16 protein-coding genes are annotated in these 15,716 nt (G+C 39.5%); 12 read left to right on the top strand and 4 right to left on the bottom strand.

Annotation, left to right across the window (positions count from 1 at the left end):
• Nucleotides 1–413 (top strand): contact-dependent growth inhibition system immunity protein (locus tag ACYUCW_RS16710; RefSeq protein ID WP_460409078.1); only part of this gene is annotated, 413 nt, incomplete at its 5' end.
• 65 nt (nt 414–478) lie between these two features.
• On the opposite strand, the gene modE is transcribed toward ACYUCW_RS16710, so the two are convergent.
• Nucleotides 479–1,270, bottom strand: coding sequence for a molybdenum-dependent transcriptional regulator (modE, locus tag ACYUCW_RS16715; protein ID WP_004244449.1), 792 nt, complete (start codon nt 1,268–1,270; stop codon nt 479–481).
• A 158-nt stretch (nt 1,271–1,428) separates the two neighbouring features.
• Between modE and ACYUCW_RS16720 the strand changes: the two genes are divergently transcribed.
• From ACYUCW_RS16720 to modC, 4 genes are all read left to right on the top strand, one after another.
• The gene (locus tag ACYUCW_RS16720) at nt 1,429–1,572 is read left to right on the top strand and encodes an AcrZ family multidrug efflux pump-associated protein (RefSeq protein WP_004247559.1); all 144 of its coding nucleotides are present in this window, start codon (nt 1,429–1,431) and stop codon (nt 1,570–1,572) included.
• 417 nt (nt 1,573–1,989) lie between these two features.
• Complete coding sequence (gene modA, locus ACYUCW_RS16725; protein WP_460409080.1) at nt 1,990–2,760, top strand: molybdate ABC transporter substrate-binding protein; 771 nt, start codon at nt 1,990–1,992, stop codon at nt 2,758–2,760.
• A 17-nt stretch (nt 2,761–2,777) separates the two neighbouring features.
• The gene (modB, locus tag ACYUCW_RS16730; RefSeq protein WP_004244453.1) at nt 2,778–3,470 is read left to right on the top strand and encodes a molybdate ABC transporter permease subunit; all 693 of its coding nucleotides are present in this window, start codon (nt 2,778–2,780) and stop codon (nt 3,468–3,470) included.
• Nucleotides 3,464–4,528 (top strand): molybdenum ABC transporter ATP-binding protein ModC, encoded by a 1,065-nt coding sequence (gene modC, locus ACYUCW_RS16735; RefSeq protein ID WP_004244454.1) that lies wholly within the window; start codon nt 3,464–3,466, stop codon nt 4,526–4,528. Before modB ends, modC begins: the two co-directional genes overlap by 7 nt.
• A 64-nt stretch (nt 4,529–4,592) precedes the next feature.
• Here the strand turns inward: modC and ACYUCW_RS16740 are convergent, their stop codons facing one another.
• Complete coding sequence (locus tag ACYUCW_RS16740; protein WP_163748594.1) at nt 4,593–5,414, bottom strand: pyridoxal phosphatase; 822 nt, start codon at nt 5,412–5,414, stop codon at nt 4,593–4,595.
• 148 nt (nt 5,415–5,562) lie between these two features.
• Between ACYUCW_RS16740 and pgl the strand changes: the two genes are divergently transcribed.
• Complete coding sequence (gene pgl, locus ACYUCW_RS16745; RefSeq protein WP_163823095.1) at nt 5,563–6,552, top strand: 6-phosphogluconolactonase; 990 nt, start codon at nt 5,563–5,565, stop codon at nt 6,550–6,552.
• A 56-nt stretch (nt 6,553–6,608) separates the two neighbouring features.
• Here pgl and bioA read toward each other — a convergent pair whose 3' ends face one another.
• Complete coding sequence (bioA, locus tag ACYUCW_RS16750) at nt 6,609–7,886, bottom strand: adenosylmethionine--8-amino-7-oxononanoate transaminase (protein ID WP_163748590.1); 1,278 nt, start codon at nt 7,884–7,886, stop codon at nt 6,609–6,611.
• A 103-nt stretch (nt 7,887–7,989) separates the two neighbouring features.
• On the opposite strand from bioA, the gene bioB reads away from it, so the two are divergent.
• From bioB to ACYUCW_RS16780, 6 genes are all read left to right on the top strand, one after another.
• On the top strand, nt 7,990–9,027 hold the full coding sequence (gene bioB, locus ACYUCW_RS16755) for a biotin synthase BioB (protein ID WP_004244460.1): 1,038 nt from the start codon (nt 7,990–7,992) through the stop codon (nt 9,025–9,027).
• Nucleotides 9,027–10,190, top strand: coding sequence for an 8-amino-7-oxononanoate synthase (gene bioF, locus ACYUCW_RS16760; RefSeq protein ID WP_004247564.1), 1,164 nt, complete (start codon nt 9,027–9,029; stop codon nt 10,188–10,190). The genes bioB and bioF overlap by 1 nt, the downstream gene beginning before the upstream one ends.
• Nucleotides 10,165–10,932 carry a malonyl-ACP O-methyltransferase BioC gene (gene bioC, locus ACYUCW_RS16765; protein WP_012367676.1) on the top strand — a complete coding sequence of 256 codons (768 nt, stop codon included), beginning with the start codon at nt 10,165–10,167 and terminating at the stop codon, nt 10,930–10,932. Before bioF ends, bioC begins: the two co-directional genes overlap by 26 nt.
• On the top strand, nt 10,925–11,611 hold the full coding sequence (bioD, locus tag ACYUCW_RS16770; protein WP_163748588.1) for a dethiobiotin synthase: 687 nt from the start codon (nt 10,925–10,927) through the stop codon (nt 11,609–11,611). The genes bioC and bioD overlap by 8 nt, the downstream gene beginning before the upstream one ends.
• A gap of 470 nt (nt 11,612–12,081) precedes the next feature.
• Nucleotides 12,082–14,091 carry an excinuclease ABC subunit UvrB gene (gene uvrB, locus ACYUCW_RS16775; protein WP_004247566.1) on the top strand — a complete coding sequence of 670 codons (2,010 nt, stop codon included), beginning with the start codon at nt 12,082–12,084 and terminating at the stop codon, nt 14,089–14,091.
• Nucleotides 14,092–14,275: 184 nt separating this feature from the next.
• Nucleotides 14,276–15,238: a DUF1266 domain-containing protein gene (locus ACYUCW_RS16780; protein ID WP_004247567.1), complete on the top strand. Its 963-nt coding sequence runs from the start codon at nt 14,276–14,278 to the stop codon at nt 15,236–15,238.
• A 117-nt stretch (nt 15,239–15,355) separates the two neighbouring features.
• On the opposite strand, the gene ACYUCW_RS16785 is transcribed toward ACYUCW_RS16780, so the two are convergent.
• The coding region (locus ACYUCW_RS16785) for a 2-phospho-L-lactate transferase CofD family protein (protein WP_460409084.1) at nt 15,356–15,716 on the bottom strand (361 nt) is incomplete at its 5' end.

Here is a 15,716-nt window from a genome sequence, read left to right on the forward strand (position 1 = left end):
ATCTAAAAAAAGGCTATAAGGTTTTACCTAATGATATTATTGATGACGAATTAGGTTATTATGCCAAACTCGCTCTGATTAAAAGTGAACAAATAAAAGGAAATTCAGATAAGTTTAATCAAATGTATAATGATAAAAAAACTTATCAAGACTGGATAAAAAAAATAATCAAAGAATATAATTATAAAAATAAAACAGCACTTTTTAATAATATGAATCGATGTAGCTTAGAGCTTACAGATGATGAAATTACTATTAGTCCTCTAAACCATTTACGTATGGATCATTGGGTAGGTGAGGGAATATCTGATAGTGCAATTATTACATTAAAAGCCAATTGTAGTGATGAGGTTTTAGGTGCTTCAATAAAAAAAGCTTTTACACGTTGTATCAGTCGAAAAACCATCACTTAATATAATTTTTAAAATATCAATTAAGTGATGGTGTTATTTTTACTCAAAAGCCATCATGCTAATAATTAACATAATGTGGCGATAATCACCTGATCGGCATTAAATAACGCTGTTACGGTATCATTAATATGTAGCTTTTGTTGTGTAACATGCTGGTTAGAACAAGTCGCACACACTTCTAATCCACCTTCTAACGTTACCACTAATTCGCTATTTTCATTGCCCGTTTCAATTTGGGTTAGGGTGCCTGATAGCGCATTGTCATATTGTTGTGCTACAGAGGCGCCTTTTTCTATATTGACCCATGGCGCTTTAATTAAAACGAGTACTTCTTTGCCTTCTTTAAGATTTAGACGATCGGCACTTTTTTCAGTTAACGCCGCGCGGATAACCGTTTTTTGATCAGCAAGCTGAACATTAACATGTTGTTGTACTTGTAAGTGATCGCGTTCAATAATGGTGCCAAAAAATTGGTTTCTGGCACTGGTCTGTAACGAAAAACGTGAAATAGCCGCTAAAAGGCTGTCTAAAGGTAATGAATCGTCTTTTAATACATCAAAGGCTTTTTGTTGAATTTGTCCTAATAGATCATAAAGTTGTAGTAAGCGTTCACAATAATGAGTCAGTGTGGCGCCTCCACCCCCTTTACCGCCAGTTGCTCTATCAACAAGGAGTTCGTCAGCCAGTTGATTCATTTCATTGATAGCGTCCCAAGCACTTTTATAACTAATGCCCGCCATTTTCGCCCCTTGGCTAATTGAGCCTGTTGCTTTAATTTGTTTTAACAGCGCAACACGGCGTGGATCAGCAAAGAGCTTATCTTGAAGTTTCAGTGTCAGTAATATTTCTGCTTGCATAATGATAGGCTTCTTCTGGTTTGTCTGTTTATCGCATTTTTTGTGCCGACACAAAACGATAATTCTCTAGAATAGATACAACTATAGCGTTATTATTCGTTATTCGTGAAGAAATGCCAACTCTGGCTTTCCGAATATACCATGATAAAGAGGTTATCATGTTTGAATTATTGAAAAGTTTAGGGTTCGCTCTCTTGATGGTACCTGTTGTGATGGTACTTATCATGGGCATTATTTATGGTTTAGGCGAGATTTTTAACTTAATTTCACCTAGTCAGTCAAAGGCTGATAAAAAAGCATAATTACCCCTCTATTTAGAACAGCCCTTTATTGTGAAGGGCTGTTTTTAATACTCCTAAAATACTCCTCAAATACTCCTCAAATACTCGTCATACTTCAAGTTGTAGCGTTGTTGACTGCGTTTATTCGCACTAGTCATATACTTATGTATGCTCCTAGCGACTCATTCACTTGTCGCCTAGCTACACCTTGAATTATTTAGAGTATTTATCTTTTAGCTATTTATCTTTTAGCTATTTAACTTCAAGTTGTCGCGTTGTTGATTGCATTTCTATCTCCATTGCTATCGCCATTTTTGTCTCCCTATTTATCGCTATATTTATTGATATATAACCAATTTTAATCAACTTATCCTTTCATTTTACGTTATATCTTGATATATACAGCGTGGTTATTGTCCTATTTAAGTGGAACTCAACATGAAAAAATTATCAGGTAAGTTACTGGCTGGTGCGATTATCTCTTTTGCTTTAGTGAGCCAAAGCATGGCATCGGAAAAAATAACGGTATTTGCGGCGGCTTCTCTCACTAATGCGCTTAATGAAATTTCGGCACAATATAAACAGGAAAAACAAGCGGATGTCGTTGCTTCTTATGCATCCTCTTCAACACTTGCTCGCCAAATTGAGCAAGGAGCACCTGCAAATCTATTTATTTCTGCCGATCAGCAGTGGATGGATTATGTTATTAATAAGAATTTAATGGTGACTGATTCACGACATACATTATTAGGTAACGATTTAGTGTTAATTGCCCCTAAAGATAGCAAATTAAACAATGTTGTTATTAATAAGGATACTAAATGGAAATCCTTACTTAATGGTGGAAAATTAGCTGTGGGTGATCCAGATCATGTACCTGTTGGTATCTATGCTAAAGAGTCATTAGAATATTTAGGTGTATGGGATGTGGTGAGTCCGGAAATGGCGCGCACTAATAATGTTCGCAGCGGTATGGCATTAGTTGAACGAGATGAAGCACCATTAGGTATTGTCTATGGCTCTGATGCTGTTGCCAGTGACAAAGTGAAAGTGGTTGGGGTATTCCCAACTGATAGTCACAAACCTGTTGAGTATCCAATGGCAGTTGTAAAAGGACAGGATAATAAAGCTGTTCGTGATTTTTATGACTATCTAAAAACACCTCAAGCCGCAGAAATTTTTAAGAAATACGGCTTTAGCCCACTTTAGGAATTATACTTTTGGAGATGTTAAGTGAATACGAATGGCAAGCGATTCTTTTAAGCCTTAAGGTATCGACAATTGCAGTAATAATTAGTCTTCCTTTTGGTATATTGATGGCTTGGCTGTTAGTTAGGGTTCGTTTTCCCGGTAAATCATTGCTTGATAGCATTATTCATTTACCTTTAGTTTTACCTCCCGTTGTTGTTGGTTATCTATTATTAATTAGCATGGGGAGACGCGGATTTATTGGTGAATGGCTATATAATTGGTTTGGATTTAGTTTTACCTTCAGTTGGCGAGGGGCGGCACTTGCCTCAGCTGTTGTGGCATTTCCACTGATGGTAAGAGCAATTAGACTAGCACTAGAAGCTGTCGACCAACGTATGGAACAAGCGGCAAGAACATTAGGCGCATCACCATTACGTGTCTTTTTTACTATAACGTTACCATTATCTATGCCCGGCATTATTGCGGGGATCGTATTGGCCTTTGCTCGCTCATTAGGTGAATTTGGCGCCACAATCACTTTCGTCTCCAATATTCCAGGGGAAACCAGAACGATCCCTTTGGCTATGTATACGTTAATTGAAACACCGGGGGCAGAAATGGATGCCGCCCGTTTATGTGTCATTGCAATTATTTTGGCGCTCGTCTCTTTAATGGCTTCAGAGTGGCTAACTCGTTGGGGTCGTAAAAGATTGGGGGGCGTATGCTAGAGATGAATTTTAAACAGACACTGGGCTCTTTGTGTCTGGAAGTGAATACTCAATTACCAACAGAAAGTATCACGGCGGTATTTGGCTTATCTGGCGCAGGTAAAACGTCGCTCATTAATGTGATTGGTGGTTTAACCAAACCTGATTCAGGACATATTGTGTTAAATAATCACACATTGGTGGATATTGAGAAGAAAATTTATCTGCCACCCGAAAAGCGCAAAGTAGGCTATGTATTTCAAGATGCACGACTATTTCCTCATTATACCGTAAAAGGAAATTTACTTTACGGTATGTCACCAACAATGAAAGTACAGTTTGATAGAATTATTTATCTATTAGGTATCGAACATCTACTTTCGCGTTTTCCTATTACGCTATCTGGTGGTGAAAAACAACGTGTGGCTATTGGACGTGCATTATTAACTGCACCCGATATTATGCTAATGGATGAACCATTGGCCTCTCTTGATTTACCCCGCAAGCGTGAATTATTACCCTATTTAGAAAAACTTTCACAAGATGTACAAATACCTATTTTGTATGTGAGCCATAGTCTAGATGAGATTATTCGACTTGCTGATAATGTGATTGTTATGGATGCCGGAAAAATTAAGGCAATGGGTAAGTTAGAAGATGTTTGGGCCAGTAGCGCATTACGCCCTTGGTTACAAAAAGAGACGTTAAGCAGTGTTGCAAATGTTATGGTCGTTGAACATCATAGCCATTATGCGATGACGGCGACCGCCTTTGGTAATCAAGTACTGTGGTTGCCACAAATAGAGGCAAAAATAGGTCGCGATGTGCGCGTTCGTATTGATGCTTCAGATGTATCGTTAACTACCACTCGCCCATCAAATAGTAGTATCCGTAATATATTACATATGAAAGTGGTCGAAATGATCAAACATGATGATCAGGTAGATGTGAAACTGGTTAATGATGGCAATTATTTATGGGCGCGGATCACCCCTTGGGCGAGAGATGAACTCAATATTCAAGAAGGGCAGTGGCTTTATGCGCAAATAAAAAGTATTTCACTAAGTCGCCATCTTTAATTTATTGATTTATAAAAATAAAGCCTCGTCATAGATGAGGCTTTGTTGTTTGAATAGCAAGTATTTAAGACAAAATATATTTATGAATAGTCTCTGCAATACCGAGCTGATTATTATTTTTAGTCACCAGTTTAGCGCGTGCTTTGACCTCATCTGATGCGTTGCCCATAGCAACACCTAAACCAACATGCTCTAACATACTTAAGTCATTGAAGTTATCACCAAACGCCATAACATCACTCATCTTCATGCCATTAGCTTCAACCCAACGCTGTAAACGGCGACCTTTGCTATTACCTTTCTTGGCGATATCAACTTGATCGACCCAAGACCATTCACACTCTAAGCCGACTTGTTGTTCTACTTGTTCGATTAAAGCACGTAACTCATCGTGATTGGGGGTTGTGGTCGCTATTTTCCAGATAGAATCAACATGATGCATTGCTTGGTAAAAATCATCTACTTTGACTAAATTAGGGCGTTGTGCCAGAGGAAGAGTATCAGCCCAATTAAGTGTACGTTGTACGGCAGCGGTAAGTTGATCATACATCATTGCATCATCTGCATAGACTAAATGATGCACATCGGTTTGTTTAACCAAGTCGAGTACCGCGCGTGTTTCTTCGGGGGTTAAAGGATCAGATTCAAGCACTTTTTTACCGAGGTAGTCGTAAAGATAAGTACCATTACAACAGATAGCGGGTGTATCAAGATCTAGCGCTTGATAGAATGGATGAATAGCAACATGGTGACGACCTGTTACAATGAGTACTTTAACGCCCGCTTTTCTGGCAAGATTAAGAGCAGTTAAAGATCCCGGTAGGATACGTTTTTGGTCATCAAGCAATGTGCCATCAAGATCCAGTGCAATAACGCGGTACGACATAATAAGCCCCTTGATAGTATAAAGATGCAATGATGCTGATGTTACACGTTAACCTAGCAAAGATAAACTAGCTTAATCGTGACAGGTATCAGTTGGTTAAGTTATTATTCTTTATAAATCAATAGGTAATCGATTTTAAGGAGAAAGGATGAAACAGGTAGTCTACGTAGCAAGTCCAGAGAGTCATCAAATCCATGCGTATACATTAAATAGCGCGGGAGAGATGCATCTACTGCAGGTTGTTGAGGTTGCAGGACAAGTTCAACCTATGGTGGCTAGTGCAGATGGAAAACATCTTTATGTTGGCATTCGTCCTCATTTTAGTGTGGTGACCTTTGAAATCGCACCTGATGGCCAGTTAGAACAAAAAGCAATAACGGCAATTCCAAGTGCACCAGTTCATCTGTGCTTGGATAAAACAGAACGTTTTTTGTTTGTTCCTTCTTATCACCAAGGTAACTTAGCGGTATTGCCGATTAATCAACAAGGTATTGCTCAAGCGCCGATACAACTTATTGAAGGATTAAATAAACCACACTCTTCTAATATTGATTGGCATAACAAGCAGCTTATTGTTCCCTGTTTAGGTGAAGATCATATTCGTCTATTTAATCTTTCAGAAGAGGGACATTTAAGTGAAGCGCGTAGCGAAGAGTTAACCACAGCAATAAATGCAGGGCCGCGTCATTTAGCGTTCAATCCTAATGGCGAAGTGTTTTATTGCCTTAATGAATTAGATGCAACAATCAATGTTTATCGTCGTATGGGTGATCTTTATCGTTTAATGCAAACCATCGATATGGTGCCAGAAACTTTCAATAGCACACGTTGGGCCGCTGATATCCATATTACCCCAGACGGTCGTTTCCTCTATGCCAGTGAACGTTCGGAAAGCTTGATGAGTGTAATGGCAGTTTCAGAAGCAGGGGATCATCTACAACCTGTAGGTCATTATACAACACAGACACAACCACGCGGTTTTAATCTTGATAATACAGGAAATTATCTCATTTCTTGCGGTCAGAAATCTGATTTTGTCTCTGTTTCTCGTATTGATAGGCAAACCGGCGCATTAACGGAATTAGCTTGTTACCCAGTCGGAAAAGGGGCGATGTGGGTCACTGTAGTCACCAAATAAGTATCGCTTGCTCTCTAGCGGTAGATGATGCCGCTAGAGATATTAAAACAAAATAATTAATTGGTAAGATTAACCGCTTTCTCAATTGCTTGAGTGAGTTTAGTGAGCTTTTCAGGTGATATAATATAAGGAGGCATAATATAAATCAGTTGACCAAAAGGTCGTATCCAAACCCCTTCATCGACAAAGTATTTCTGTAGTTTAGCCATATTGACTGGCTCAACCATTTCTACGACACCAATAGCACCAAGTACCCGCACATCTTTAACGCTTTTTGCTTGCTTTAAGGGTAATAATTCGGTTTTAAGTTGAGCTTCAATTTGGGCGACTTGATTAACCCAGTGACCTTGTTCTAATAGTGATAAACTAGCATTCGCCACCGCACAGGCAAGAGGATTCCCCATATAGGTAGGGCCATGCATAAAGCAACCTGCATCACCTTGGCTGATAGTATCGGCAATATGGCGTGTAGTTAACGTGGCGGATAGCGTCATATAACCACCTGTTAATGCTTTACCTACACACATAATATCGGGGGAGATCCCCGCGTGTTCACAAGCAAATAATTTACCAGTTCTGCCAAATCCAGTGGCGATTTCATCGGCAATTAATAACACATTAAATTCATCACATAACGCTCGAGCTTGTGTTAAATACTCTGGGTGGTATATGCGCATACCACCAGCTCCTTGGACGATTGGCTCTAGCATCACGGCGGCAATATGTTGATGATGTTGCGCTAATGTGGTGCGTAAAGCGTCTATATCAGTAGCGTCCCACGGTTGATAAAATCCGGTTTTTGGCGCTTCGACAAACAGATGATTCGGCAGGTAGCCTTTGTAGAGACTATGCATCGAATTGTCAGGATCACACACCGACATCGCGCCAAAAGTATCACCATGATAACCGCGTTTTAATGCCACAATGCGCTGGCGTTTTTCACCTTTTGCCTGCCAATATTGCAATGCCATTTTTATCGCCACTTCAACCGCTACAGAGCCTGAATCAGCGAGGAAAATACACTCTAGTGGTGCGGGAGTGATAGCCAATAGTTTTCGACATAGAGCAACCGCTGGGGGATGGGTGATACCGCCAAACATCACATGGGACATTGCTGCTAGTTGTTCTGTTACCGCCGTATTGAGTTCAGGGTGGTTATAGCCGTGGATCGCAGCCCACCATGAAGACATACCATCAATTAATTGTTTGCCATTCGCTAAAGTGAGTTCAACCCCTTTTGCACTTACGAGTGGATAAGCCGGTAATGGGTTACTCATCGAGGTATAAGGGTGCCAAATATGGCGTAAATCAAAAGCAATATCATCGGGTGTCATTTTACTTTCCAGTTAATCATGTAAACCTAGCGTGATCAATTTTAGTTGACATGATAACCCTATTATTTAAACTGGCAATCACTTTTGAACAGGAGAATGTATTGTGAGTACGTTAAAACGTTGGACATTAAAAGAAGCTAGGGCACTGTTTGATATGCCATTTTTAGATTTGGTTTTTCAAGCGCAACAAGTGCATCGTCAACATTTTGATCCTTCACAAATTCAAGTCAGCACCTTACTGTCGATAAAAACAGGCGCTTGTCCTGAAGATTGTAAATATTGTGCCCAAAGTGCGCGCTATAAAACAGGGTTAGAAAAAGAGCGCTTAATGGAAGTACAACAAGTGATTGAATCAGCCAAAAAAGCAAAAGCAGCTGGTTCAACCCGTTTTTGTATGGGCGCGGCTTGGCGTAATCCACATGAGCGTGATATGCCTTATCTTGAGCAGATGGTCAAAGAAGTGAAAGCGCTAGGTATGGAAACCTGTATGACATTGGGTAAGCTTGATGATTCACAAGCCTCACGCTTAGCACAAGCCGGACTGGATTTTTATAACCATAATCTTGATACATCACCTGAGTTTTACGGCAGCATTATTACCACCCGGACATATCAAGACCGTTTAGATACCTTAGATAAAGTACGTAATGCTGGCATTAAAGTGTGCTCTGGAGGCATTTTAGGTTTAGGGGAAGAGGTCAAAGATAGAGCCGCTATGTTAGTGCAATTAGCTAACTTACCGCAACCGCCGGAAAGTGTACCTATCAATATGTTAGCCAAAATTAAAGGTACGCCACTGGCTGATAATGAAGATGTCGATCCCTTTGATTTTATTCGGACTATTGCTGTTGCTCGTATTATGATGCCTCGCTCTTATGTGCGACTTTCAGCAGGGCGTGAACAAATGAGTGAACAAACGCAAGCATTCTGTTTTATGGCTGGCGCAAACTCCATTTTTTATGGTTGTAAATTATTAACGACCACGAATCCCACTGAAGATAAAGATCACCAATTATTCCGTAAGCTTGGTTTAAATCCTGAAAGATTATCTGTCTCAATGGGCGATCAGCAACAAGAAGACGTGTTGCTACAAGCTGTTGCTGAAAAAGACACCGAACAATTTTATAACGCGGCACTGTAATGAGTTGGCAAAACTATCTAGATAAGCGACTTAATGAGCGTAGAAATACGCCATTATGGCGAAAAAGACAGGTGATCCAGCATAGTAATGGACGCTATTTAACCACACTGTCTGGTGATAAATATGTTAATTTTTCTGGTAACGATTATTTAGGGATAAGCCAACATCCTGATGTTATTCAAGCATGGCAACGTGGTGCGAATGAATATGGTATAGGGAGTGGGGGATCGGGTCATATTACCGGTTTTACACAGGCCCATCAGCAGTTAGAGCAACAACTCGCTGACTGGTTAGGGTACGATCATGCGCTATTATTTTCTTCAGGCTATAGTGCTAATCAAGGTGTTATTGCGACATTACTTGAAAAAGAAGATGCCATCATTGCCGATAAACTTTGTCATGCTTCATTAATGGAAGCGGCTATCTTATCACCGGCGAGTTTATGGCGCTTTTTGCATAATTCTGCGCCATCTCTATCTCAGCGGCTTCATAAAACCTCTGCGAATAAAAGCTTAGTCGTGACAGAAGGGGTTTTTAGCATGGATGGTGATAAAGCGCCATTAGCGGCTATGGCAGAAATAAGTCAACAGCATCAGGCGTGGTTAATGGTTGATGATGCGCATGGTATTGGCGTGTTAGGTAAAGAAGGTAAAGGGAGTTGCCATGAAGCAGGGATTAAACCTGAGTTATTAATAGCGACTTTTGGTAAAGCCTTTGGCATTAGTGGTGCAGCTGTACTGTGTAATAAGGTGACTGCTGAGTTTTTCGAACAATATTCACGTCACTTAATTTATAGTACCTCAATGCCCCCTGCACAAGCCGTTGCTTTACATGCAGCGTTAAAGGTTATTAAACAAGATGATGAAGGACGAGAATATCTTCAACAACTTATTAGCTTTTTCCGTCAAGGTGTCTCATCACTTCCAGTCACATTATTACCTTCACAAACAGCCATTCAACCGTTAATTATTGGTGATGAACTACGCTGTCAACAACTTTCAGACTATTTACAACGTGAAGGTTTCTGGGTAAAAGCGATCTTTCCACCGACCGTCCCCCCTCACAGCGCACGTTTACGCATTACTTTAACGACTCGTCACCAAATTTCCGACATTGCGATGTTAATCGAGCTTCTTCATGGTTTCTTCAATCAAAACAGATAAACAGCAGATAGCCCAGTGTTTTAGTAAAGCGGCTAGCCATTATGATCATCATGCCTCTATTCAACGTTATAGTGGTGATAAATTGATGTATTTAGCTCGCCACCAAGCTGGGGATAGGGTGCTAGATGCGGGGTGTGGCACTGGGTATTTCAGTCAAAAATGGCGACAACAAGGACGGTTTGTTATCGCACTTGATTTATCTCATGCCATGTTACAAGTGGCGAGACAACAACAACGGGCTAATTGTTATTTACAAAGTGATATTGAGCACTGTGCGATCACCCCCCACAGCATAGATATCGTTTTTAGCAATTTAGCTATGCAGTGGTGTGATGATCTTGCCATTGCGGTAAATAGCTTAATGAGTGTCGTCAATCCACAAGGGGCGCTCTATTTTTCTACGTTAGCAACATCAACGTTACAAGAGGTACGAGACGCTTGGCAGTTTCTTGATAACCACCAACATGTTAACCCGTTCCTCTCTTACCAACAGATTGAACAAGCCTGTAGTGGTTTTCAATATCAATTTGTGACTGAAAAGGTGACAGAACAATATGCATCATTGCCTGAGCTTTTTACCTCATTAAAAGGGGTAGGCGCGAATTTTGTGCAAGGAGAACGGCCAAAAGGATTAATGACACGCCAAAAACTGCGTCAATTAGAGCAAGTTTGGCGCAAAACAGACTCTGGTAAATATTTACTTACTTATGAACTCGTTATAGGAAAGATTTCTCATGGCTAAAACATGGTTTTTAACAGGAACAGATACCGAAGTCGGTAAAACCGTCGTAAGTAGTGCATTATTACAATGCGCTACACAACAAGGATATCAAACGGCGGGTTATAAACCTGTTGCATCTGGCAGCGAATGGTTACCTGAAGGTTTACGTAATAGTGATGCATTAACGTTACAACAGTTTAGTAGCGTCCCTTTGGCTTATCAGCAAGTGAATCCCTATTGCTTTGAAACCCCCACATCACCTCATATTGTGAGCGAAGAGACAAAACAACCTATTGATTTTCAGGTTATGTCCAAGGGGTTATCTTATCTGCAACAACGCGCAGATTGGGTATTAGTTGAAGGTGCTGGGGGATGGTTTACGCCACTATCAGCAAACCAATTCTTTGCAGATTGGGTGATTGAAGAAAAATTACCCGTTATTTTAACGGTGGGTATTAAATTAGGTTGTATTAATCATGCATTATTAACGCAACAAGCTATTTGGCAATCAGGGTTGACTTTAGCGGGCTGGGTAGCAAATGAAGTAGAGCCTGCCGGACGGTATCAACAGCAGTATTTAGCTACTTTAATGACGCATATTAAAGCACCACTTTTAGGTAAAATTCCTTATTTAACACAAGACGTTAAACAACATAATTTTACCTCTTATTTTGATCTCTCTTATCTCAAATCACATTGATACATCATCATTGAGTCAATTTTAACAGCTTATTTTCATGTATAAAAAAATAAAAAAATTATTTTTTTGCTAAATATTAGGGTTATTTTTAATAAGAAAAAAAGCTGTAACCTACCGTGGTATAAGCACTTTGTTCAGTTATCCACTATTCCTGTGGATAACCTTGTGTATTACCATAATAAAAATACGCCAAATATAGAGAATACAAGGCATTGCTAAAGATTGGTGTTATTCTCAACTTTTATTTTTTATTGTTTATTATTAATAAGTTAAATAAAATCAATAGTGCGAAAGCGTCAACTTACTCTCAGTGATTTATCCCTAAAATAAGGGGTTGATTTTTTAAAAAACTTTTTGATTAAAATCTGGGGATAACTTAAATCCGTTATTCAGATTATTTTTTGTAAGATAGAGATTGAAGCTGGATTTTTATCCAGTATCATAAGGAGTGTCTGCGAGGAGATAAGAATATGAGCAAAGTTTTTAAACTGCATTCAGAATTTAAACCCGGTGGTGATCAACCTACTGCTATCGCTTCATTATGTGAAGGGTTAGAAGATGGACTTGCTCACCAAACCTTATTAGGGGTAACCGGATCAGGTAAAACCTTCACTATTGCCAATGTGATAGCTAACCTAAATCGTCCTACTATGGTATTAGCGCCAAACAAAACGCTAGCTGCACAGCTTTATAGTGAAATGAAAGAGTTTTTCCCTGAAAATGCGGTGGAATACTTTGTCTCTTATTATGACTACTATCAACCTGAAGCCTATGTGCCAAGCTCCGATACCTTTATTGAAAAAGACGCCTCTGTTAACGAACATATCGAACAAATGCGTCTATCGGCTACAAAGGCACTCTTAGAGCGTAAAGACGTTATTGTGGTCTCTTCAGTTTCAGCTATTTATGGTTTGGGTGATCCGGATAGCTATTTAAAAATGATGCTACATTTAAGCAATGGCATGATTATTGACCAACGTGCGATTTTACGCCGACTTGCTGATTTGCAATATACCCGCAATGATCAGGCTTTTCAGCGCGGTACTTTCCGAGTCCGTGGTGAAGTGATCGATATCTTTCCTGCTGAATCTGATGACTACGCTTTACGTGTTGAATTATTTGATGAAGAGGTTGAGCGTTTATCGCTATTTGATCCTCTCACAGGACAAATTCATTACAATGTGCCACGTTTCACCGTCTATCCTAAAACCCACTATGTTACGCCGCGCGAACGTATTCTGGATGCGATGGAAAAAATCAAACAGGAGCTAGCTGAAAGACGTAAGGTGCTATTAGCCAATGATAAATTGGTTGAAGAGCAGCGAGTTACCCAGCGCACTCAATTTGATTTAGAAATGATGAATGAATTGGGGTATTGCTCAGGTATTGAAAACTACTCTCGCTATCTTTCTGGTCGTGGGCCTGGTGAGCCACCACCAACGCTATTTGATTATTTGCCTGCTGATGGGTTATTAGTGATTGACGAATCACACGTTACTATTCCGCAAATTGGCGGCATGTATAAAGGCGACCGCTCACGTAAAGAGACGTTAGTGGAATATGGCTTCCGGTTGCCTTCTGCATTGGATAACCGTCCATTGCGTTTTGAAGAGTTTGAAGCATTAGCACCACAAACCATTTATGTCTCAGCAACACCGGGAAAATATGAGCTAGAAAAATCAGGTAATGACATTGTAGAACAAGTGGTTAGACCTACAGGTTTACTTGATCCGGTGGTTGAAGTTCGCCCTGTTGCCACACAGGTTGATGATTTATTATCAGAAATACGTATACGAGCAGCTAAAAATGAACGTGTATTAGTGACAACATTAACAAAACGTATGGCAGAGGATTTGACCGAATATCTTGAAGAGCATGGTGAACGGGTACGTTATTTGCACTCAGATATTGATACCGTCGAGCGGGTTGAAATTATCCGAGATTTACGTCTAGGTGAATTTGATGTGCTGGTGGGGATAAACTTACTTCGTGAAGGGTTAGATATGCCCGAAGTCTCTCTTGTGGCGATTTTAGATGCAGATAAAGAGGGATTCTTACGTTCAGAACGTTCGCTTATTCAGACGATTGGTCGTGCTGCTCGTAACCTTGAAGGTAAAGCTATTTTATATGGCGATAAAATAACAGATTCTATGGCGAAAGCCATTGGTGAGACAGAACGTCGTCGGGAAAAACAGCAACAATTTAACCTTGAACATGGCATTGTGCCAAAAGGCTTGAATAAGAAAATTGGTGATATTCTTAAGATTGGTCAACCGACTCAAGGCCGTAATAAGAAAGGACATAAAGCGGTTGATACTCATGAAGATTATCCATTACTTTCTACGGCTGAATTAGAAAAAGAAATTCAGCGCTTAGAAACGGAAATGTATCAACATGCTAAAGATCTTGAATTTGAAAAAGCGGCTCAAACACGGGATAAATTACAAACTTTGCGTGCGCAATTTATTGCTAATTCTTAATAAGAAAATGTAAGTAGATAGGCTTACAAAGGGCGTTATAGCTTTTATAGCGCTCTTTTTTTGTTCTCTCTTTGTCAATTATTATCTATTTTGTTATTCCCTTCCTGGCAATCAACTGTTTAAATATTACAACTAACAAACAGTCAATGATTTACAAAGATAAAAAAGACATTAAGGATAGTGAATGAGTGGTTATGTGTATGCAGGGTTTCCAAGCTCTGTAGGAGTCATTATTGGTGGTTTTTTCCTCGTGATACTTTTTAAGTGGTTACGATTTGCATTGCAAGACAATAAATTACCCACTGCTACAATGCCAGCAACAACAGAGCCTGAGCCCGTTTTATCGTCTCCAGCAACAGAAAGCCCAGTAAATCAGTTATTACCCAAAGAATGGGGATTATATGTCGCAGCCCCTTATGCGGTAATGAATGAGTGGGCATATAACGAATATAATCAAGGTAAAGATGATGGTGGGCTATCAGCGGCTTGGGGAGTTAATGATCGGTGGGATTTAATCTACCAATTATTTTGGTTGCTGACTCAAGGTCATACCAATGACTTTTACCAGTTACGTGACCAGATTTTGAATGGCAAAGAAGAAGATATTCAATCATTAAAAAACGATATTTTATTATCTGATTTAACTGAAAATGATAAAAATGAACGTTTATGGCAAATCGATATGATGAACACCAATCGAATGAATATCCAAAATGTAAAATATCTTATTTGGGATCTTTGTCGTTTTAACAAGCTTTGCTTAGAAGGCTGCCAACAAGGTTATATTACCCAGCAAGAAGCACAAACATGGTCATTAATGAGTGCATCAATGCTACGTCGTATTTATGATGGTTGGGAAGATATGTGGCAAAACTTTATTGCTACTCGTTGGTTATGGGCAAGTGGTGATCAAAATTGGGCATCATCACATCAAACATTTTCCGATGTCGTACAAAATATACTCAAAGCAGAAAATACCTTAGCGACAGAAGAAAACTGGGTGATGGAGCTACCGCCATTAGATTTAATGTCTTTTACACGAGCCGTAGCTGGATTAGGTTTTATGAAAAATGACGTACCTATGACACTGGCTGAAATAGAAGAAGTGATCAGCGAACGCATTACCTTAAAAACACTTAATAGCTAATTGCCTATTTGTAAAACAAAATCACGCAGTTAAAGTAAGAAAATAATCTAATAAAAACTAATTAACCGCACTGAGATAGATAATGATTTTAGTGCGGTTTTTTGATTGGTATAACGATTAACTCGCTGTACAAGCGGTATTACGTTGACCTAATTGCTGAAGTGTTAATTCAATAGCTTTACTTAATAGGTGCCTATCATGACGGTAAGGAATATCTTTCGCCTCTAATTGCGCTTGAACAATTAATCGTCCTTTCATTGATTCATATTGTGTTTCTGGACTAATAATCACGGCATCAATAGTTTGTAAGCCAATATAGGTTTCCATCATGGCGATTTTATCTGACATCGTCATACTTGCAGCCGCAGGGCTAAGCTCTTTACCTAAATTACCAATATAAATAGTAGTGGCACTGCTACGACGTAATGCTTTAGCTAAATCAGGTAGCAACAATAAAGGCATCAAACTGGTAAAAAAA

Source organism: Proteus sp. MB838, from assembly GCF_054767435.1.

Bases quoted from the DNA above. Each gene is read 5' to 3' on its own strand.
- modC (WP_004244454.1), top strand. From the start codon at position 3,464: ATGCTAGAGATGAATTTTAAACAGACACTGGGCTCTTTGTGTCTGGAA.
- modB (WP_004244453.1), top strand. From the start codon at position 2,778: ATGTTAAGTGAATACGAATGGCAAGCGATTCTTTTAAGCCTTAAGGTA.
- modE (WP_004244449.1), bottom strand. From the start codon at position 1,270: ATGCAAGCAGAAATATTACTGACACTGAAACTTCAAGATAAGCTCTTT.
- bioD (WP_163748588.1), top strand. From the start codon at position 10,925: ATGGCTAAAACATGGTTTTTAACAGGAACAGATACCGAAGTCGGTAAA.
- bioA (WP_163748590.1), bottom strand. From the start codon at position 7,886: ATGACACCCGATGATATTGCTTTTGATTTACGCCATATTTGGCACCCT.
- ACYUCW_RS16720 (WP_004247559.1), top strand. From the start codon at position 1,429: ATGTTTGAATTATTGAAAAGTTTAGGGTTCGCTCTCTTGATGGTACCT.
- bioF (WP_004247564.1), top strand. From the start codon at position 9,027: ATGAGTTGGCAAAACTATCTAGATAAGCGACTTAATGAGCGTAGAAAT.
- modA (WP_460409080.1), top strand. From the start codon at position 1,990: ATGAAAAAATTATCAGGTAAGTTACTGGCTGGTGCGATTATCTCTTTT.
- pgl (WP_163823095.1), top strand. From the start codon at position 5,563: ATGAAACAGGTAGTCTACGTAGCAAGTCCAGAGAGTCATCAAATCCAT.
- bioC (WP_012367676.1), top strand. From the start codon at position 10,165: ATGGTTTCTTCAATCAAAACAGATAAACAGCAGATAGCCCAGTGTTTT.
- ACYUCW_RS16740 (WP_163748594.1), bottom strand. From the start codon at position 5,414: ATGTCGTACCGCGTTATTGCACTGGATCTTGATGGCACATTGCTTGAT.
- uvrB (WP_004247566.1), top strand. From the start codon at position 12,082: ATGAGCAAAGTTTTTAAACTGCATTCAGAATTTAAACCCGGTGGTGAT.
- ACYUCW_RS16780 (WP_004247567.1), top strand. From the start codon at position 14,276: ATGAGTGGTTATGTGTATGCAGGGTTTCCAAGCTCTGTAGGAGTCATT.